At 45.1% G+C, this 19,237-nt stretch carries 17 protein-coding genes; 3 read left to right on the top strand and 14 right to left on the bottom strand.

Going from position 1 to position 19,237, the window contains the following annotated elements; genetic code table 11:
* Positions 1 to 194 precede the first annotated feature (194 nt).
* The 7 genes from ACFQ3J_RS06835 to ACFQ3J_RS06805 all read right to left on the bottom strand — a co-directional run bounded on the left by ACFQ3J_RS06835 (position 195) and on the right by ACFQ3J_RS06805 (position 10,493).
* Positions 195 to 1,292 (bottom strand): L-dopachrome tautomerase-related protein, encoded by a 1,098-nt coding sequence (locus ACFQ3J_RS06835; RefSeq protein ID WP_091156575.1) that lies wholly within the window; start codon positions 1,290 to 1,292, stop codon positions 195 to 197.
* A 281-nt stretch (positions 1,293 to 1,573) separates the two neighbouring features.
* Entirely contained in the window at positions 1,574 to 1,723 is a 150-nt protein-coding gene (locus ACFQ3J_RS06830; RefSeq protein ID WP_170862399.1) for a hypothetical protein, read from the bottom strand.
* 91 nt (positions 1,724 to 1,814) lie between these two features.
* The gene (locus tag ACFQ3J_RS06825; protein ID WP_251584982.1) at positions 1,815 to 4,322 is read right to left on the bottom strand and encodes a hypothetical protein; all 2,508 of its coding nucleotides are present in this window, start codon (positions 4,320 to 4,322) and stop codon (positions 1,815 to 1,817) included.
* Positions 4,323 to 4,341: 19 nt separating this feature from the next.
* Positions 4,342 to 6,219 carry a hypothetical protein gene (locus ACFQ3J_RS06820; protein ID WP_251584984.1) on the bottom strand — a complete coding sequence of 626 codons (1,878 nt, stop codon included), beginning with the start codon at positions 6,217 to 6,219 and terminating at the stop codon, positions 4,342 to 4,344.
* Between the two features lie 35 nt (positions 6,220 to 6,254).
* Positions 6,255 to 8,483, bottom strand: coding sequence for a hypothetical protein (locus tag ACFQ3J_RS06815; RefSeq protein ID WP_251584986.1), 2,229 nt, complete (start codon positions 8,481 to 8,483; stop codon positions 6,255 to 6,257).
* A gap of 87 nt (positions 8,484 to 8,570) precedes the next feature.
* A complete protein-coding gene (locus tag ACFQ3J_RS06810; protein WP_251584988.1) occupies positions 8,571 to 9,074 on the bottom strand; it encodes a hypothetical protein in 504 nt (167 codons plus the stop codon).
* Positions 9,075 to 9,680: 606 nt separating this feature from the next.
* Positions 9,681 to 10,493 carry a class I SAM-dependent methyltransferase gene (locus ACFQ3J_RS06805; RefSeq protein WP_091156585.1) on the bottom strand — a complete coding sequence of 271 codons (813 nt, stop codon included), beginning with the start codon at positions 10,491 to 10,493 and terminating at the stop codon, positions 9,681 to 9,683.
* A 476-nt stretch (positions 10,494 to 10,969) separates the two neighbouring features.
* Here ACFQ3J_RS06805 and ACFQ3J_RS06800 point away from each other — a divergent pair, with 476 nt between their 5' ends.
* The 3 genes from ACFQ3J_RS06800 to ACFQ3J_RS06790 all read left to right on the top strand — a co-directional run bounded on the left by ACFQ3J_RS06800 (position 10,970) and on the right by ACFQ3J_RS06790 (position 12,818).
* Complete coding sequence (locus tag ACFQ3J_RS06800; protein WP_251584990.1) at positions 10,970 to 11,296, top strand: hypothetical protein; 327 nt, start codon at positions 10,970 to 10,972, stop codon at positions 11,294 to 11,296.
* A 122-nt stretch (positions 11,297 to 11,418) separates the two neighbouring features.
* Positions 11,419 to 12,303: a hypothetical protein gene (locus ACFQ3J_RS06795; RefSeq protein ID WP_251584992.1), complete on the top strand. Its 885-nt coding sequence runs from the start codon at positions 11,419 to 11,421 to the stop codon at positions 12,301 to 12,303.
* A 35-nt stretch (positions 12,304 to 12,338) separates the two neighbouring features.
* Positions 12,339 to 12,818: a L,D-transpeptidase gene (locus ACFQ3J_RS06790; RefSeq protein ID WP_251584994.1), complete on the top strand. Its 480-nt coding sequence runs from the start codon at positions 12,339 to 12,341 to the stop codon at positions 12,816 to 12,818.
* 398 nt (positions 12,819 to 13,216) lie between these two features.
* Here ACFQ3J_RS06790 and ACFQ3J_RS06785 read toward each other — a convergent pair whose 3' ends face one another.
* The 7 genes from ACFQ3J_RS06785 to ACFQ3J_RS06755 form a co-directional block, all read right to left on the bottom strand.
* Positions 13,217 to 13,756, bottom strand: a complete 540-nt coding sequence (locus tag ACFQ3J_RS06785) for a histidine phosphatase family protein (RefSeq protein WP_251584996.1) — start codon at positions 13,754 to 13,756, stop codon at positions 13,217 to 13,219.
* Between the two features lie 224 nt (positions 13,757 to 13,980).
* Positions 13,981 to 14,406, bottom strand: coding sequence for a cupin domain-containing protein (locus ACFQ3J_RS06780; RefSeq protein WP_251584998.1), 426 nt, complete (start codon positions 14,404 to 14,406; stop codon positions 13,981 to 13,983).
* A gap of 397 nt (positions 14,407 to 14,803) precedes the next feature.
* Entirely contained in the window at positions 14,804 to 15,655 is an 852-nt protein-coding gene (locus ACFQ3J_RS06775; protein WP_091156598.1) for a DUF421 domain-containing protein, read from the bottom strand.
* Between the two features lie 343 nt (positions 15,656 to 15,998).
* Positions 15,999 to 16,541 (bottom strand): DinB family protein, encoded by a 543-nt coding sequence (locus tag ACFQ3J_RS06770; protein WP_251585000.1) that lies wholly within the window; start codon positions 16,539 to 16,541, stop codon positions 15,999 to 16,001.
* A gap of 68 nt (positions 16,542 to 16,609) precedes the next feature.
* Complete coding sequence (locus ACFQ3J_RS06765) at positions 16,610 to 17,557, bottom strand: helix-turn-helix transcriptional regulator (protein WP_251585002.1); 948 nt, start codon at positions 17,555 to 17,557, stop codon at positions 16,610 to 16,612.
* 272 nt (positions 17,558 to 17,829) lie between these two features.
* Positions 17,830 to 18,423, bottom strand: a complete 594-nt coding sequence (locus tag ACFQ3J_RS06760) for a chloramphenicol phosphotransferase CPT family protein (protein WP_251585004.1) — start codon at positions 18,421 to 18,423, stop codon at positions 17,830 to 17,832.
* Between the two features lie 179 nt (positions 18,424 to 18,602).
* Positions 18,603 to 19,109: a MerR family transcriptional regulator gene (locus ACFQ3J_RS06755; protein WP_091156606.1), complete on the bottom strand. Its 507-nt coding sequence runs from the start codon at positions 19,107 to 19,109 to the stop codon at positions 18,603 to 18,605.
* Positions 19,110 to 19,237 lie beyond the last annotated feature (128 nt).

The following is a 19,237-nucleotide window of genomic DNA, read 5'->3' as shown; positions in this document are numbered from 1 at the left end:
GTAGCAATTCTTCCGGGAAAATAACACAATTTCAGTTTATTAAAGTACCTGCCCGTTAGCTTAATTAATTTGATGTAAACTCCAGTTAGATATTTATCTAATCTGTAATTGGACCCAGTTTTACAAAAATATAATTTTTAACTGACAAAAAAGGCAGCTCCCTGATGAGGGGTAGCTACCTTCGTTTAAGATTATTATGAAAAGGTAGGAGCAGGGAATTGATCAATTCTCATACGAAGTAAACTATATGGTTTTTCCCGCAGGTCTCTTCCATAATGAAATCTCGCCTGCCGATGTAATTGATTCACAATGACATATAAGTATTGATCGGGGCCAATCGAGAAAGTATCCGGCCATAAAATTCTCGGGTCATGTGCGATGGTTTCCATTGCGCCATTCGGCAATATCTTCCGGATACTGTTGTTTTCATAGTCTCCCGCATAAACGGTTCCTTTTGCGCCGGTGATCATTCCATCAGACGCACCTTTTCCCCCCCAATACTGGACATATTGGGATAAATTCATGTCCTGTATCCTTCTGTCTCTTAGGGCTTCTGTTGAGATCGAGAACAGCTGACGGCTGGTTAGCGGAGCATAAAATAAAACCTTTCCATCAGGAGAAATCGCTAAACTATCGGAAGCCAATCTAAATGGGGAAGTCGAGCCGTCCGGGTTTCGATTCATCAAAATTTCACCTTCTACTTTCGGTAAAATATAGGGATCAGGTGAAGTTGATATTGCCCCATTTAACCGTCTAAACGCGTTCCCATTTTCTAAATCTACGACGATAATAGCCCCCGGCCCTCTGGAAGAAGAATCCGTTATATATGCATAGCCTGCTCTTCCAACCCGAAAATCCAAACGGACATCATTCAGATAAGTTGTTGGTAAGACAACATCTTCTGTAAAGGTATATATTCTCCTTATTTTATTCGTGCTTAAATCAACAGCAACTAATTTTGCTCCCCCTTGAATAGGTTCAGAAAAATTTGGTGCCCCTGTATCTAGTACCCAAAGTGTTCCTCTTCCATCAGCAACGATACTTTGGACACTGACGAAAGACATTGTAATATTATCATTATTAACCAAATTGGTCTTTAAACTGGGATAAGGCTGCAATTCACCCTCAACAATTTCCGCCACAGTAAATTGAACGTCGTCTCCCCATTTCGGAAAGCAAACAAAAATACGATCGGTTTCGGAAACGCTGACACCTGTAGGCATAGCCCCATAAAAAGCATGCACCAGTTCAAACTGCCCAAAATATTTTTCCATAGGTAACATAGGTTGCATGATATCCTCCTCATCAAATCCGAACGGATATCAAATATATATGATGAAAATTTTTATTAGTGCCTAGTTCTTGATAAATTTTTCTATCGTGATGGATGCTGTGGGTTTCAACTTTCCATTATTAAAAATGTTGGTTTTATTAACGATAGAATGAAATTATTTAAGAACCTCAATTAGCGTATCCGTACCAAGCGCTTTACGCAGCTCGCGAATGACCTCGACAAAGCTGTCGCCCGGCGTTTCGCTGCTTCATTATCCAGATCAATGCCGTCCAAGCCCGGTCAGTTCGGATTTCCGTTGATCGACATGACGACCTTCTGGTCCCTGGCTTTAAGAACGGCAATGCCGTTCATGATTTCTTCCCGAGAATGCTTGCTTGTAAAGAAATCCGTTGTAATCGAATCTTCGGGATATGTTACTCCGAACGCCAAAGTGACAATGTCTACCTCTGCAGGAACTTCCTCCAGCTTTGTTGCCTTCTGCTTCGTACCCTAAGTCAATACCCCAATAACCATTCCGCGCTCATAGTCCATCGCCTCCTTGGAGTTGATAGATTTTTAGCCCTCGGAGCCAAAACAAAGTGACCGAGTCGGCATTCACAATTAATGAAGTTGTGTTCGCGCCCGGCCGTAGAATCGGAATCGCCGCCGCGAAGTAGCTGTCAACATAACCGAATCCCGCGCCGGGAAACGTGTAATTGGCAGCAAGCGGCTGATCGTTAAAGCTGATTTCAACCGGCGCTTTTCCTGCTTGATTGCCGTTTCGGGAAACGAGTCCGTTATAGTTGACAACAATCGGGAAAGCGTAGCCTTGTTGAAATTCCATTGACGCTTGAAAAGTGCCGTTTCGGTAATAGACAAAATGATCCCCTGCGAACCTCCCGTCATTGCGTTGAACCGATACGTTGTGGGTAGCCGGCGGGTTTGTCGACAGATTGCAGCTAGCGGTTTCCTGATAATATGTGAGTCTTGTAATTTGCAAGTTATACAGCCAAAAGAACGTTCGTGCATCAGGAGCGACCTGCAATCGGGCTGTATTTGTCCCATTAGCCAGCTGTGACGAAGGGATCACAAATTGAATCAGATGCGGGGCGAACCCTGCTCCTGGAACTGTGAAGTTGGATATGATCGGCTGGCCGTTCACCGTTAACGTAATGGGAGAGTACCCTTCACTTTCGCTGCTTCTGGATACAAGCCCATAGACCGAAAACAAGATGTGGCCGAATTGATTCTGAAACTCGCCCGAACCGAACTCAACGGCAACGCTGTCGTTATTTCCAATCCGGATATGATCGCCAGCAAACTCGCCGCTATTCTCGATCAGCCGCAGATTTTGGTTCACTGCCGGGGGGTTTTTCGAGAAATCCGCGACATCGTTTTCTTGAACATAACGAAAGATTTTCAAGTTTAAGTTATACAGCCACAAGTAGGTTCGAGCAGCCGGGGAAGTCTGGATTTGCAACTGGTTGGCTCCTTGAAAGAGATAGACTGGCGGAATGATGAAGAAATTGGGATAAGCGCCGTAACCACCGCCCGGAATCGTGTAGTCGGTGATAACGGTATTTCCGTTAACCGAAATAGTAATGGGCGAATACCCTTCACCTTCCGATGTTCTGGATACGAGCGCGCTTAGAGATAAGGCTGCGGTGTCCGATGTATGGGCTGCGGCGTCCCAATTGAAGGAAAGAGTTACATTTTGGCTAATGCCTAGCTTAATATGGTCGTTTTCAAAGGCGCCGTCGCTATGGACCATGCCGAACCCATGCAGCTGAGGCGGGTTAATGCTGAAGTTGGCTTCCAGACCGGATTTGCCATTGGTAAAAGGAACCGGTGCAGACCAAGGTCCCGCTTGTACTTGGAACATGCCGCGCACTTGGGCGTTATAACGTGCAGGGCGCGGAAGAAGCGTCATATCTACTTTTCCTTCGTTTCCGGATATAGCGTACTTTGGCTGTAGATCAATCGGTTGACCCGCCTCGTTCGTAACCCGGATCTGAAAATCGGTTGTTCCCGCCAAGGGGCTCCAGGATAGCAGAAGCGTAGAATCCGATTGTACAGCGATCGCCACTTGCTGCGGCGGCTGAAGGCCAATAATCGTCACCGGGCTGCTGTGTGTGCTCCAGTCGCTTGAGTAGCCTTCCACTGTAACTTTCACTTGCGCTGAATATTGATCTCCTTCCGCAAAAGGCTGACCGTTATCCAGCGTTAATTGTGCTTCTGGATTCGTCAGGCCGTCCATTTGCGCAGCCGTCTGATCCGTGTAACCGGCCGAATAGAGCCGGATGGAATATAACGCGGTCTTCCCTTGTAAAGCCGGAGGAAGCACGGAGGCTTGCCATGTTGCTTCGACTCGCTGTTGAATCGCATCATACTGCAGGGATAACCCTGAAGGCGGCTGCAGCACGATCGGATCGGGATACAGCGCAGCGAGCGCTTCAGCGATTTCAGTATCATTGAACTGGGCCGACTGCAGCGCATTCTTCATTGCTTCTTTATCCAGTTGAGGAAATACATGCGCCGATTTCAGTACCTTCGCCGTATCTAACGCATGAGGGCATTCTGGAAACACGCCGGATAAATGAAGCGCTTGGGCAACAGCCGGCGGCTGGCCATAACCGACCTCCGGCCGAATCAGCACGGAAGCGGTGGCTTCCGGCGTCAAATCGGGGAAAACGGGATATGGCTCGCCATGCTTCAAAACCAGCGTCATCTGAACGGAAGTAAGCGAAGTGTAGGATACGTGAATCGCTTGCGCAATGTCGGCGGCTTCCGTCTGCGGAAACGCCAGGCGCAGCAACCATGCTTGGTAGGAGGCGGCTTCAACCGCTGTGTCATGCTCCGTTGAGATTGTGGAAGTATCGGCTTCAATGAGAGCTGCATACTCAGCACCGCCCGACGGCCGTATTAAGTGCCTGAATGCATCCGAGGCTTCGTTCAGCGTGATTTCCGGGAACACCTTACATATGTTAGCGGCAATTTCCTCGGGTCTCTGGTCAAGATTGTTCTTGACAAACTGTACATAAAGGTCCATTCTCTCCCACTCCTCATGATTACGATTTGTTGAATGCCGAATCGATGGCGTTCCGAATGTCATTTGAGGCCGACTGTGGGAACAATGTGGCCAGCGCTGCCGACAGTGCCTCTTTGCCCTTGTACCCTGCGTTAAAGAACGCTTGCGCCATCAGCAAAGGCGTATTGGAGCTGTCCGTAAAATAGACTCGCAGTAGGATGCCTAACTGCACAGGCTGAGTGTCGAACTGCGAATTGCTTTCTTTAATCGCCGCGACCGCCTCTTGAGCCGTTTTGCCTTGCTGCTGAAGCTGTAGAACTACTTGTTCTACTGGTGGCGCCGGAAAGGAGCCGATTGTGAGCGTAATAAAATCCTGCATGCTGATTTTGCCTTTATAAAATACGCCTAGAGCCGCGCTCGCGCGAGCAGCGGAAATACGTGCCGCGCTCAGCGACCAAGCCACTTGGGCGGGCTGTGCGGCAGATTCGGGAAACACCTTAACCAACAGTTCGATAAACGAAAGCGCGTTGGCGTGAAGTGAAGGCTGTTGGCCTGCCAAAATCGGAGCCGCATCGGGGGCGATTAAGCCGTTGTTCTTAAGCTGCTGTGCCAAAGCTTCCACCGTCGGAAGTGAAAAAGACGGGTTGGCGGCAGCCCAATATTGAAACGGCGACACGGCGTCACGGATGTTGGCGACGATTTCTCCAATGCCTATAGTAGGGGTTACGGAGCCTTGATACCGCTGCGTTCCGTAGGTGACCAAGCCGATGATTTTGTTGCGGTGTTCGGGAGGCAGCTCGGATTCCGGCGTCAGCAGGGAAAATTGCAACGCCTCGCTCACACCGGTAAAGGTCAAGCCGGTCACAGTCTCTTCGGCAATCCCGCCTTCCGCAGCAAGATTGTATTGTAGACGATCCGAGTACACGTTGCATTTGAGCCCGGAAAACATCAGCTCGTTGGAGGCAAACGATACCAGCGTTTGCGGAAAGCCGATGCCCATCGAGTAATAAACATTGCCTTTGTCCGTCACGGTATGCAGCAGCCCGATCACGGTTCCCTCCTCTTTGCCGGCAGCGAGAGGGTAAGCTTTAAGACCGCTGCCGTGAGGCACGACAGCGACGCTTTGTGCCCAGTATGTTGTAAGCTCGGATCCGGTTAAGCCGCTTATTTTGTCCGCCGGAAGCGTAGGGATCCGGTCCGGACTTAGCGTGCCGGACACGATTCGGTCCGCGTCCAAGCCGGGCAGCCGTTCAACTGCAAATTGCCCGGAATCAATCTGATCCGCGCTTAATTTCGGAATCCGGGCGACATCAAGCACCCCCGACTGAATCATCCCGGCATCGAGAGCATCAAGCCGCCCGTCTTGCAACGTTACTTGCTTACGAACTGAAGTGTCGATGTCTAACGTATAGGCTGCGGGAGCGGACCCGTCTACAGCGTGAACGGTTAGCCTTGCAAGAGGAATTTGACCGGGTGTCAAGCTGCTACCTTCTTCCGTCAAGCTTAACAAGGGAACGCTTTGGAGCTGATTATCCGTCAATGGGATCGGCTCTTCATTCGGTTCGATAGACAAAATCCAAGTTTTCCCCGCATAGTCTGTCGTTCCCGCGTGAATCGTAACTACATTGGACTGCACGGTAACTTCTTGACCCGCAAAAGATGCCCGGTTGGATAATGGGATCAGTTTACCTGCCGCATTCAGCGCAACACCGGTAGAAATTTGGACAGCACCGGTGTTGTCGTTCACAATCGTACTCACGGCCAAATCGAATAGTATACCGGCTTCCCATAAGGCGCCGGCGAGCAGCTCACGCTCCGATACGTGATAATCCCGTTCTCTTTCAAAATCCTCAACGCCCAAAAGCTGGTTTGAATAATACCGTTCTTTAATGATCGTCGGAACGGTCGTTATAGCCATCGTTCATCATCCTTTTTCGCTTATCGTGAGTCGTGCTAAGGGATTCGGGTGTTTTGGCCAATCCGGCTTTGCCCGATGGTCATATAATCCGGAATGGCCGCCTTGGCGTAGACCGTATCCGTTATTACTCCGTTCGTGTTGTAAGACTTTAACTGCTCGATCTGGCAGCGAAGATCGTCGGCATATTCCTTGGCTTTGTCATTATCGATGCCCGCCAATTGGTCGATGGCAACTTCAAAGCCTTTAACGGTGTCCGGATATATAAACGTAAGGTTCTTCACAACCGCATTCACAGATGCGTTCATGCCATACTTTTCATACCGGGGGATGCTATCGAAAGGCAAGTCGTACCTCAACTCGTTACACACTTTTATTGTGGTCCCGTCCCAGATCGGCGAATGGGAACCGATTTCACCTTGCAGCAGCTGGAAATTATACTGGATCACGGCATTGTCGCCCAAATTGTAACCGGAGTCCCCGTCCATCTTCCATTTAGCGTGAAAGTCGCCGTTTCGTGCAATGCCTACGGTTAAGCCTTGGACCTGAACATTCGACTTGACCTGACGAATAACGGCCATCACCTTGTCGATAGCGTCCTGAATTTTTTGCCTTGCCGCATCGAGCTGTTCGATAGCTCGCTGCTCCTCCTCTTTGTCTTTCCCCGTCAGCCAATCCCACAGATCTTCAAACAAGTCTGCCAACCCGCTGATTAATGCCGGGATCCCAAGCAAAGCTACGGCAGCTAGTGCCGCAGCCAATTCGGCCAATTCGGCGAGCGTTTTCGTCACCAATTTCTCAGCTACATCGGCCAGCGCCTTGGCGAGATTCTCGAGCCCTTTCCCCAAGGCGCGGCAGATGAATCGGGCTAAGGCACTGCCGCCACCCTTCAGCGCGGCATATTCGGCAATAGCCTTATATGTATCTTCCTGCTGCAGCATTTGACCGATGACAGACTCTGAGCTGGAAACCAAGGAGGTCCATAATGCGTTCGGCAAATCATGCACACTGTCAGGGATGGCGAACTTGACTGTGAACGTGATTTCATTGTTTGCAATTTGGGAACCGACGGCTTTAATCGTATAGTGAAGCTTGAGCGGAATTTCCATCAGTCCGCTGTCATTTTTTCTCGGGCTGCCGTTCAGTTCGGGCTTCAACGACGTTTCCGTCAACCCGTCGAGCCAATCCGATACGATTTTCCTGCAGTCGCTTCCACTATTGAGGACAGACAAGTAATCATTGATCCAGTCCACGGTGTTGGTAGGCAGCCCGTCCAGCTTCGAAATGCGGAATCCGCTGTTTGAGCCGCTTCCCCGAGTCCATGTAAACTCTATGTCCAGCGTAACGTCCTGGCTGCTGCTTCCATTTCCGGTAGGTAATTCGACGCTGCCCAAAGGAACACTGACACTGCCGACAAACGCGCTTCGGGACAAATCGTAGCTGGCGCTGACGGTACCTTCGATCGGGGTGTTCATAATGACGACGGAGGTGCCCAGTCTGAAATATTTGTGTCCCGCCGTTGAGCTTATCTCAAGAAAGGCATCCTTAAGCACGATAAAATCGAAATCGAACCGCTGTACGCTTCGGGTCATCAGCTTAAACGTATGCTCCGTGACACCGAGAGATACGGCAAAGTCATATTTTCCGAAAATAGTCAGAAAGGCTTCGACATAGTAACCGGGTTTAAGCTGGATAGTCTGGGACGTGTTCTCGGGGTCGGTATAGGGATAGGTGTATGTATCGGGTGCATTGGGAGGAGGTTTTAGAGCGTATAAAGCTCCTCTTTTAAAAGCGAATTGATTCGTCACTTCATCTGCCCAGTCCCATGAACCGCCAATCACTTTAGTAATGAAGTCGGTTAAAGTCAACTGCGGATCGGCGGATAACTCTACCCGGACCAATCTCGGAGAAGACGCTTCAAACACAATAAGACCGGACAAGGTAAATGCATCAAGGCTTGGGAATGTAGCGGTTGCCTTGAACGTCGTATCTGCCGTCACGCTGCCGTTAAGCTTATAGATCCTTGCTCTTACATCGAACTCGTTCAAGCGTACGCCGGTCATGTCCAGCGGATCGTCCACAGACGTTGTTATGGATCCCGGATGGAGCATAGACTGCTCAAAGGGTATTGTATTGGATACGGTAAAGTAAAGATCCTCCCCCGTGCTCACTTCCATGCCGCCGTAAAGGAGGACCGGAGAACCTAAATCGAATTCCATCAAGGATAACAAATATAACGTGCCTTGCGTCGTCGTATGGTAAGCCATTATTCTATCCCCTAACAAGGCTGAAGATAAAAAGAAAGGGCGGACTCCCACCAGATACATTGTCGAAAATCGCCCTTTGCTTTGTGATTATTCAGTTGTTGTTGTGTATGTACGATTCACGGAAATGCCTCCGCCTATTACGCTGAAAAGGCCGTCAATAATCGGAATCGGCTTCGGCTCATGGGTATCCGTATCCATTGAGGTGCCGGTTACAGCCAGGTTCAGCTTTATCGGCGGGTAATTGCCGTCGGTATCCTGCTTCTCCTGATCGATGGAGAGGCTAGTTACTTTAACGTTGGTATTAAGTATGCCGTTAAAAATATCTTTGATTGTCTCCGGCCATTCTGAGCCTGCCTCTGTAGGAATGGTTTCATCTATTCCTATGTTCTTGAGCTGGTCGTTCAGCCAATCGATCAGGTCGCTCAAACTGCCGAGATCCACCTCTGTGTCGGGCGGCAGTTGGAAATGCAAGCCTCTCTCTTTCACATGGTTCAGATCCTGCGCCGTAATGTTAACTTCCTTGTTGTCCTTGCCGAGCCCGATCGTGATGTTGAATCCATAGCTCATGCTTGAGGCATACGTCGTTGTCATTTTACTTGGCCCCTCTCACATTATCAATTTGTGGAACGCTGACCGAACATGACAAAGCCGCCAGAAGCATGGAATCCGATGTTGTAGATCCCATAAGGACTGACGGCTCATAGTTGTAAAATTATTCTAAAGTCTATTATGCGGAGCAGTTGGACATCCGTCAAGTGGAAGTTAAGGAAAATATTATTAAATTTTACGTAGATTTACTGTATAACACGAAAGAGTATGGTCCGCGGAAAAGATCTGTTCGTTTTTAGTAATGCACCATATCTTCGCTGTTATCCTCTGCCTATATGTATTTTCTTAACTGCGAAATTCTTCCCTGAGTAAGACTCATCATTTTAACAATGATCACCACCATCTGCTTCTGTTTTTATTAAGGAACTGAGTGCTTCCAGCTCAGAATCCATCCCTTTACCTTCAACGGCTTAATGGGTTCAGCATCCTTCATATACCAACATATTTCCATATATTGTAACTATCCTGCCCGTAAGTTTAATAAAAGGGCGTCTACCGCCATCGATGAAATTATATCGGGAATGTAACAATGTTCTTATCATCGCATTGCCGGATTCCGTTATGTATGTTTCGCTTTGTCATCAGATATTATAGTTTTCTTGCCTTAATCACAAAAGTTACTGGAAACATCTTTGCTCTCTTTGCCAGATCGCTGTTATCGTCCCGCGATTGCATCATCTCATCGTCAGTTTGCTCAATCATTTGCTCAATTACAAATCCCGCTGTCGCCAGCGCGTTCACATAGGTTGATAGCTTGCGATCCGCTAATAATAATTCACCTTCATCAACAGCTACCGGATACCAAGCTTCATCGAAATAACTCTTTCTAAAAACAAACCTATCATTATCTTCAGTAACACATCTGTGTATAGGATGAGACCAGCTGAAGATAAATACACCATCTTTTTTAAGGTAAGAAGCGATACGGCAAAAGGTACCTTCAAGGTCGGTTGTCCAACCGATGGCATAAATCGAATAAACATAGTCAAAATAATCCGCCGGTATACCGCATTCTTCTTCCATGGGAGAACAGATCAATTTTGCCGATAGACCGAGTGACTCCAAATGCTGCGCTGCCTTTTCGATTTGTCTTTCCGATATATCCACAGCCCATAGTTCAGATGCGTTGCGTTCAGCTTGATACTGCAAAGATTGACCATTGCCGCAGCCGATCTCCAGTAATTTTTTTCCTGAGATATCGCCAAAAAGCTGGTATTTTTCTTCTGAGACAAACGCACCATAGTTAGGAAGCACGATTGCTCTTAAGAAGTCATTGCCTTGTGTATCCCAATAGAAGCTGTTTGTATTATGAACAACATTCATATCCATGTTTTCCGAAATGGCAGCACCAACTTCGCCAGCGCTAATAATGATTGGTCTATTTACAGACTTCTTGTCCATGAAGACACCTCTCCAGAAATGTATTTGTAGTTTATCAAACTGATAAAATATTCAAGAAATGACTTCAACTATCCTGCCCGTTAGTTTAATAAAAGGGCGTCTACCGCCCTCGATGAAATCATATCGGGAATGCAACAATGTTCTTGTCATCCGTCGGCTGACTTCACCCATGTCCGAAATCGTGAAAAGTGACATGAATGAGAAAAGTGAAAAAAAGACCACCTGCAAATAATTTTAGGAAAGTTAGACACGTTTGGATTGTTTGTTCAAAATGTAGACAACCAACTCATATTCTCATTCAATTTTAAACAATATTATGCGGTGTTATTTTAACTCTCGGTGGCCCCAGCCCACCTCCTCCACAATACTTGTGGTTAATTACCTGCGTTTTTATACACCGATATCAGCGATGGCGGAATACAAATTAAATTACGGTACAAAATAAAAAGCAGGTTGCTAAAAAAGGAGGAAACTGAATGGTATTTGGATTTGTAATTGAAGGTAAATTTTATGAAATATTGGTGAATCCCAATCCTATAACTTTTAAAGAAAATATTAAACCACAAATTGCACGTTTACCTTTGCCGCTTCAATTTGGGAACGATGATGAACAAAATTTTGTTTTGATTTCCTATGAAAAAACGGGATCCGGAGAGGCACCAGAAATATTGGAGAGATCAGGTAAAATTCCCGAACACGCTATTGCTATGTTATTGAAAGGTAGAGAAGGGGCCGCTTCTTTTTCATCTTCGGTTGGAGGTTCAGTGAATTATCGTGATTTAGAACCAAGCCCATCCATTTAATGATTCCATTATCACAACTCCTAATGAAGTCAAAAATGCAGCTGAGCATGGCTCTTTATGAATAACCTTTTAATAATTGGGAAAATAAAATTGTGTCTTAAATAAATATAGGTGGTGTTACTGTGGGTGCATCAATGAAGAAATTAAGAAAGGCCGCCAGTAAAGCAGCTGATAAAATTAATGCTGCGGCTGCTGCTACGGAAAAAGCCGTAAGAGAGGAAGCAGCGCGTGCAGCAGAAGCTGCTGCAAATGAAGCAAGAAGAGCAGCTGAGGAGCTTGCCAGACAGGCTAAAGAAGCTGAACTAAAAAGGATAGCCGATGAAATAGCAGAACAAGCAAAAAGGGCTGAAGAAGAAGCGAGAAGAGTTGCAGAGGAACAAGCTCAACAACTTGTAGAAGCTGCCCAAAAAGCTGCAGCTGAATTGAATAAACAAGCTGAGAATTTAGTGAAAGAGCAAATTAAGAGTGCATTAGGCGAAGTGGTGGCTAATATCGAGAGCTTCACAGAGCAGGGACAAATATTAATAAAGCAAATTGAGTCTGAAATTCAAAATTTGATTGAATTAGCAAATATCGATGCTCTAAAAAGAAAGCTGTTAGAAAAAGCAGAACAACTTAGTGAAGAGTACTTAAAAAATAAAGTAGAGCCTATTGCACAATCTATTTCATTAACCTCTGTACCCGACGTGAAATTAGATTTATCCACTACATCAATTACAATTGAAGTGTTTATCTATTTTCTTCTCGATGTTGATAAAGCAAATGATCCATCCACAAATGCAATTGCTGTCCTTACTACAGAACTTAAACAAGAAATTACCAAACTAGAGGCACCAGAGGTCGACGTTCAATTTAACTTTAATAGAGATAAACTAGAGTCGAAATTACTGGAATTGATTCAAGAAAAAATTGATAAAGAAAAAGATAAGCTTATTCAAGGTTTCTTGAAGTCGTTTTTCTCAGATTATTTTGCTGTATTTGATAAAATAATTAAATTAATTCCATAATGAATAATATCAAAGAATGTATGGGTGGTGTCTTGATGACCTATCGTATTTCCGCCTTATTTCCAAAAGATCGGAATAAACAGGGTACACTGGAGCTTTACGATTCTACGGAAACGTTAATACTTGGTCCAATCCCTGCTTTGGGGCGAGGTTCAAACTTGCCTGAAAACGGTGGCGATCATACGCAGTGGAAGTTGCAAAAAGCGGACACGCCTACTGGTGAATATCAAACGACCATTATTGATGCCAGTTCCGATGTGTCGACCTATGGCCCTTATCAGCGAGTGAAGTTATTCCCTGCGATTATGGGAAACGCCAAAATTGCTGAGGACAATGGTCGTAAGGACATACTGATTCACGGCGGCGATCCGGAAACGGACAGCAAGAAGGGATGGTATCCCCTGAAAGCTACCTATGGATGTATACGTGTTTCTAACGAGGACCAGAAGAAACTTATTGAGGCCATCGTTGTTTGTGGCGGCGGTAGAGGTAAAATCATGATTACTGAGATATAACTGGACGGACCCTCATTCATCGTCAGGTTTATTTGCCTAATTTCACTTCACAGGATAACACAAATATTGTGCTGCAAATACAAAAAACAGCCTTGCAATCAAAATCTGAAGTGCACCCCTTATAATAGACATTGGAAAACCCCATAGGTTAACCGATGAAATTCTTGGGGGTGCAATTTTTATGGCGATCATGGGTCAGGAGTTTAAGGTATTAAGCGAAGTAAGGGGCTGTCAATAATTTTGTGTAAACCTCGCTTGCTCCGTTCTTGCCATGGTCCGACTGGTGCAGGGTTGTCCGCCTGATTCCTATTCCCCGAAAATCCTCGGGCGGACCAAGGAGCGTGGCAGCGTATCATAGCGTGAATGCATTGTTATGTGCTATTTCCGACCTCTTCGAACTACACCCAAATCCTGTTAAGTTCGATCCCAGTCTCAAGGATCGTTATCATATAAACATCAGGGTTGGAGAGCCCCTTCCAATCACTAAATCCAAACTGTTTATCATAATGCTTTATTATCAATGACAGCAGGTTCCCGTGAGTAACAACTACAATATCCCGATATGTATTATCCAATAGTTCTTGTATGACAGAAACGCCACGCTGCATTGCTTCCCTCGACGACTCGCCCCCTGGGAGCTTTTTATCTAGGTCGTCAAAGGACTCTCTTAGTGGTGACATCCAGTTACTTAAATTCTCTGAAGACAAAACTCTTTCACTTAACCGATCATCGATGTGCACTGATAAGTTCTTATTCTTTGCAAAAGGGGCAATTGTATTTACCGCCCTCAGATATGGGCTGGATACTACATAATCAATAGATTTATTATCCAGGAATCTACTAAGTTGATTCGATTGATTAATCCCTTCTACTGTCAATTGAGCATCCGGATCTTGTCCGGTTGCCTTACAGTGCCTTATAAGAAATATCCTCTTCATTGAAATCCCCTTCACTCGGCAATTGCACATAACGTCTGTGTATTCACGAACCCGAGAACCTTAAGCCCCAACGGGGCGGCCGCAGCGCGGTTAGGTTCGCAGGGTTGTCCGCCTGAATCAACTTCCCTAAATGCCTCTGGCGGACCGAGCAGCCGTTCAGACTGCGATACGTGAATACAGTGTTAGGTAATGTAAACGACATCTTCGAACAACACTCACCGTCGTTATTCATACAATTCAAGTAGTTCGGATTCATATCTTATAAAGAGTTCTTTCAAAGTTTCTAAATTTCTTTGTTCTGTTGCATGGATTGCATCAATCAACGATCTAATTCTTGAAGTCATTATGATGATATAACGTGCTGTAACAGGCTTTGGGTTCCAAAAAGTATGTGGAGTTCCACGTGGTACCACCACTGCTTGGTTAGCGTTAACTTCAATTTCTTTATCTCCAACTTTAAAACCAAGTGTGCCTTCCAATATGTACCAAGCTTCATCATCGTTATGATGTATATGTAATGGTGCAATAAATTGAGGTGTATCACCTAGGGATGTACCTGAAGCAGTCCACTCAGCAATTGCCAACCTTGAATTTTTTGGTTGAAGGATGTATCCATTATCAAGTGATGCAATGAAGTCTACTTGTTTCATTATCACTGGCTCCTTAAATTATCTTTTCGTTGATTTCATCTAACGTCTTATCTACGAACTTCGCAAATAACCCCAAAGTAAAGTATTCGCGTAAGCATTGTTTTATCCTTCCTGTACCTTAATGAATTAGGGCTAATAGGAATCGGACCAAGTTCCTGTCCATTTCGGCAATCGGTACAAGTTTTTGTCCTTAGCTCGGGACACGAACGTGTACCGATAAAACAAAAAAGCCGCTAAAAATAGCGACTTTCAACATAATTGACACTAACAAATCTTTACTGGAAATATAGTGTGTCAAATCAAGGTTTACATTAAAACCAAGGTTGAACATTGGTTCGTCAAGGCTATATAGCAAAAAAAGCCTCACATTCCATTTCAGGATTCTAAGGCTTAGGATTTATTTGATAAAAGCATGCATCGCATTTTTTAACTGATCTAGCGCCTGCTGATATTCAAATTTTTCTTTCTCGTTTAATGCAAACTGCTTACGTACAGTTAGATCATTCTGTAATTCATTTACCAATTCGGATATTTGATCTTTGGGTTTTAGTAGCGTTTGTTTGGGTAAGCCTTCTTTTCCAGACTGTACAGTGAGCTCTCCCTTGTTGTCTACTTGACCGACAAACACTTGGTCTAGTGTTAGGTCTAACTTTCGAAGCTCTTTGTAGAGCCATTTTTCATCGTAGCCTGATGCCCTTAGAGTATCGGGCAAAATATGTCCATCAATAATTATCGTTATTGGTTCACGTTCTGAAGAGAGCTGGTATCCGAGTATGTTAGCAGTAAGAGGCTGATGTTCTTTTTTGAGCATAACATTAATATCCCCACTCTGCTCCATTACAGCAAACTCCACATCAGCAACTCTAAAAACATTTTTTTTGCGAAGTTGTTCCAAGAATTCATCTATGGTCAGGCGTTCTTTTTTAAGGTTCTCCCCCAGCAATACTCCTTTTTCCACTAATACGGTAGCTTTTCCATCAACGATATCACGGAACTTTTTATTTTTCATTGTGTAATATTCTGCTCCTGTTGATACAGCCACCCATACAAAAAGTGCGATAAAACCTAAAAACCAAGTATTATCAATATCTAGAGAGATGTAGCCCACCAAGTTACCTAGGGTAATTCCTGTAATATACTCAAATAAAGATAATTCGGAAATCTGTCGTTTTCCTAAAATTTTCGTGATAATAAAAAGAGTAGTTACGGCTGCCAATGTCCTGAGTGAGACCTCTAGCCAGTCAGGCATATTTATTTGCCCTCCTATATCGTTTTTATTGAATTGATTTCTCGATCCGAATTGACTTCTATGTGTGACTCCATTAACTCTTGTGCATCACAATTGTCAGGGTGGGAAGTACATTCTTCCCCCCCATATGCATACTATATAGGAGGGATGTTTTGCGAAAATTGTGGTACAGCATAATGTTTTACTAAATTAATTCAACTTATTCATTAAGTATGATCATTAAAGCTCTACTCCATATAACTGCCAGCTCTTCCCACAGCTTGTTGTACATGTGAAGCAGATACAACGCCAATCCAATAACGGCTTTGCTGGGTTATTTCATTCGGCATTTTCCGTCCCTTTCTTATTGGCAATTTTCTAAAAAATTTTGTAAACGTTCCAGTTGCAATAGATGATGCCTATAATGCATTTCTACCAGCAAAAACCACTCTGTAGCGTTTAACGCGCCTAAACCTGGATGAAGGATTTTATTCCCTTCCACCGCCTGACTCAAAGCGATTTCAGTACGTTTCATCCGTTCCACTACGCCACGGAGTCCTTCTATCAGCTGCTCCTTACTCTCCGGCTGCTGCGGTGTGTACTGTGGTGAAGCCGGGACCCGTATCCGAATGGGCGGAAGACTCCCAAGTTCAAACGCGGCCCTGCCATTCTCCGTTTTTTCCCCCGTGCTCCCCAACACATCTCCGCTTCCCGCCAAACATTGGTCAGCATTACGCAGCTGCATGAATTGAGCCGACTGAATCAAATGCATATACATTTGCCCAATCGACCATTCCTCCTCGTTCGGCTTTGCATGTAGTTGCTCTATATCGAGGTTTTCCAGTTCATCTAAATACCGACCAACCGTCGACTCAAACGCCTGCAATGCTTCTGCTGTACTTCTCATATAAACAACACTCCTCATTCATCTTGGATATAATCCCAGTATAAAAAAACGCTCCTGACAACAGCATGTCAGTAGCGTTTTAAAATTTTTTCGGCCTCTTCCCGAATCCGGCAGCGTAAAGACTCCGGTTCCACAACCTCGACGTCTCCTCCCCAACTAAGGATAAGATGCAGCAATTCCTCCGGCGTTCGAACACGAAAGTGGATCCAAACACTGTCTAACCGCTCCTCGACCGCTTCCATATAAAAATTACTGGTCTCGACGATTTTATCGGCTATTTCTGGATTGGCCCGAACCAGCACGCGTTCGTTGCGGTCATCTGGCGGACGGTAATCGCTCAAGTTAAAGCCATAAGGCATAACAAAGTACTTATCTAACACGACTAGTTCAGTCATTCGCGACAAACGGAAATGCCGTATATCCTGCCGCAGGTCGCAGCGTCCGATCAAAATCCAATTGCCCTGAACGAGCGCCAGTCCGTACGGATCGACCTCACGTATACTCTTCCTATTGCCGTCCGATTCCGGCACTTTTTTCTGGTACGAAATATTTATTTTTCGCCGCTCCAAAATCGCCCGCCGCACTTGTCCAAGATAGTCTTTTTCTCTCAAGCCAGTTAACGGTTCACTAGCTTGAAGAAGCCGCATGGTTTCCCGAACGCGTGCCGACTCATCTCGCACTTGCTCCGGCAGAATAGCTTCAATCTTGCGTCTGGCGGCCTGAGCCACAGTTTCGTAATTACCATCCAACCTCTGTTCGATAAAATCTGTTCCCATAAGCAAGGCCACGGTCTCTTCCGCCGAAAAACTGACCGGCGGCAGGAAATATCCATCGATCAGGGAATAACCCTGACCGGGAGCCCCCAATATTGGGACTCCCATTTCGCTCAGGGCTTGAATGTCTCGATATATCGTCCGCACGCTCGTCTCAAATAAAGAAGCCATATCTTCCGCTCTCAATACCTTGCTCCGTTGTAGTTCAAGCATTATGGCAAGCTGCCGTTCGGTTTTATTCATTTTTCTTTTCCCCCGCTGATCCATCATCCAGGTCCATTTAATTTATTCTAACACAGCAAGCTACCTCGATTACCGATAAAAGGGGATTTGATCCGTTGAGACATGGGAGCGAAATTCGTTAGGGGCATCGTGGAGAATTTTATATAAAATGGAATAAATTAGGTGTGGCTACCTCAACCTCTGTTTCCGCACGCCTTCTAACGGCTCAATTAGCCACTCTTTCTTATCAGCGGTGCTTCCGCATGTATGTTGTTATCTGATGGATTTGCCTACTATGTAACACTAATCTCTCTTTTACTTAATTTCTTAAATGCAGAGTAACCCTGATCGGACTTAATAAAACGTAATACTTTATCGGCACATTCGGTTGGACTCAATTTTTCCGTATTTACTTCAAGATCATATTCATTATAGGAATATACTCTGTCAAACTGGGAATGTGCTAGTCCAATTAATCGATCTCCCCTGCTTTGCTCTCTTCTTGTGAGTTCTTCTTTCGAGCATCGTACGCCTACAAACAATATAGGATGATCAACAAGTAAATCATAAAAATCATTAAACGACTTGTCATTAGCGATTATGGTATCTACTATTACATTAAAACCAAATTCTGATAACAATTTAATAGTCGAATGGTACACTGAGAATATGGAATGATCAACGATTTGTGAGACAACTTGGTGATCTATTTCTCTTGGAGGATCATCTGGAAATTTATTATTAATAAAATCATTGTAATTATTAAAAAAATCATCAATTGATAAATGATAAAAAGGAATCTCTTTCTGATTTATCAGTTCAGTCGATATGGAGGTCTTTCCAGAACTTGACGTTCCGTTCAAAAACACAATGAGTCCTTGCTTCACATGAATCACCCTTATCTATAAGATTTTCGTTTCATTCAGACAACCTTATTTCAACAAGTTTCATTAAATTATCCAACTGATAAAAAATTCGAGGAACGATTCAACAATCCTGCCAGTTAGCTTAACGGACGACAGCAGTTTATGCGGGGATGTAACCATTCCTCTCTGTTATGACAAGCTTATCTAGCGGAAGCCTGTGTCTTGCCGGCTTTGGCCGATACGGAAAAATACCTCATCTCGCTAGGTGTGACAGGCTTTGGTTTCGGTTCACCCAACATTTTCTCTGGTACGCCGTCTAGACCTTCATCCGTGCAGTCCTGTCTATATCTCCCCTCCTCCAACTTCATGTCGATAAAATCAACAACTTGCTGCAGTGAAGTGATCTGGCTGACAATATTTTCACGATGACTTCTTAAGAGTTCCACAAGCTCCGGATATTCCGCGGGATCAGTATCGGCCGAGACCGCCAAAAAAGGCCGAATTTCCTCTAGCGGCATCCCCGTTTTTTTCAGGCATGCTATCAGCCGGATCGTACTGATGTCCTCTTGCCGGTAGATGCGGTGCCCGTTATCCTTCCGCTCTGCACGAGGCAGCAGCGCGATCTTTTCGTAATAACGGATTGTATCCTCAGTAATTCCGGTTTGCTTAGCGGTTTGCTTTATCGTAAAGCATTGCTCCTCCTTCATCCTGTTCCCTCCCTAAGATCGATTTTTGTACATTATATATCTTGAAGCTGACTCCAAGTCAAATCTCTTATCCTTGGAGAAAAGCTTTATTTTCGCGTCTTGACTTGGAGTCGACTTCAAGTTTTAGA

The sequence above is a fragment of the Paenibacillus provencensis genome, assembly GCF_042678545.1.
GTDB classification, from domain to species: Bacteria; Bacillota; Bacilli; order Paenibacillales; family Paenibacillaceae; genus Paenibacillus; species Paenibacillus provencensis.
The sequence above is the reverse complement of the archived record's forward strand: the minus strand, read 5'-3'. Positions and strand labels throughout refer to the sequence as shown.

What these genes read in the sequence shown, in the direction of transcription:
- ACFQ3J_RS06835 (WP_091156575.1), bottom strand. Translation starts at nt 1,292, where the DNA reads ATGCAACCTATGTTACCTATGGAAAAATATTTTGGGCAGTTTGAACTG.
- ACFQ3J_RS06825 (WP_251584982.1), bottom strand. Translation starts at nt 4,322, where the DNA reads ATGGACCTTTATGTACAGTTTGTCAAGAACAATCTTGACCAGAGACCC.
- ACFQ3J_RS06820 (WP_251584984.1), bottom strand. Translation starts at nt 6,219, where the DNA reads ATGGCTATAACGACCGTTCCGACGATCATTAAAGAACGGTATTATTCA.
- ACFQ3J_RS06815 (WP_251584986.1), bottom strand. Translation starts at nt 8,483, where the DNA reads ATGGCTTACCATACGACGACGCAAGGCACGTTATATTTGTTATCCTTG.
- ACFQ3J_RS06810 (WP_251584988.1), bottom strand. Translation starts at nt 9,074, where the DNA reads ATGACAACGACGTATGCCTCAAGCATGAGCTATGGATTCAACATCACG.
- ACFQ3J_RS06805 (WP_091156585.1), bottom strand. Translation starts at nt 10,493, where the DNA reads ATGGACAAGAAGTCTGTAAATAGACCAATCATTATTAGCGCTGGCGAA.
- ACFQ3J_RS06800 (WP_251584990.1), top strand. Translation starts at nt 10,970, where the DNA reads ATGGTATTTGGATTTGTAATTGAAGGTAAATTTTATGAAATATTGGTG.
- ACFQ3J_RS06790 (WP_251584994.1), top strand. Translation starts at nt 12,339, where the DNA reads ATGACCTATCGTATTTCCGCCTTATTTCCAAAAGATCGGAATAAACAG.
- ACFQ3J_RS06785 (WP_251584996.1), bottom strand. Translation starts at nt 13,756, where the DNA reads ATGAAGAGGATATTTCTTATAAGGCACTGTAAGGCAACCGGACAAGAT.
- ACFQ3J_RS06780 (WP_251584998.1), bottom strand. Translation starts at nt 14,406, where the DNA reads ATGAAACAAGTAGACTTCATTGCATCACTTGATAATGGATACATCCTT.
- ACFQ3J_RS06775 (WP_091156598.1), bottom strand. Translation starts at nt 15,655, where the DNA reads ATGCCTGACTGGCTAGAGGTCTCACTCAGGACATTGGCAGCCGTAACT.
- ACFQ3J_RS06770 (WP_251585000.1), bottom strand. Translation starts at nt 16,541, where the DNA reads ATGAGAAGTACAGCAGAAGCATTGCAGGCGTTTGAGTCGACGGTTGGT.
- ACFQ3J_RS06765 (WP_251585002.1), bottom strand. Translation starts at nt 17,557, where the DNA reads ATGAATAAAACCGAACGGCAGCTTGCCATAATGCTTGAACTACAACGG.
- ACFQ3J_RS06755 (WP_091156606.1), bottom strand. Translation starts at nt 19,109, where the DNA reads ATGAAGGAGGAGCAATGCTTTACGATAAAGCAAACCGCTAAGCAAACC.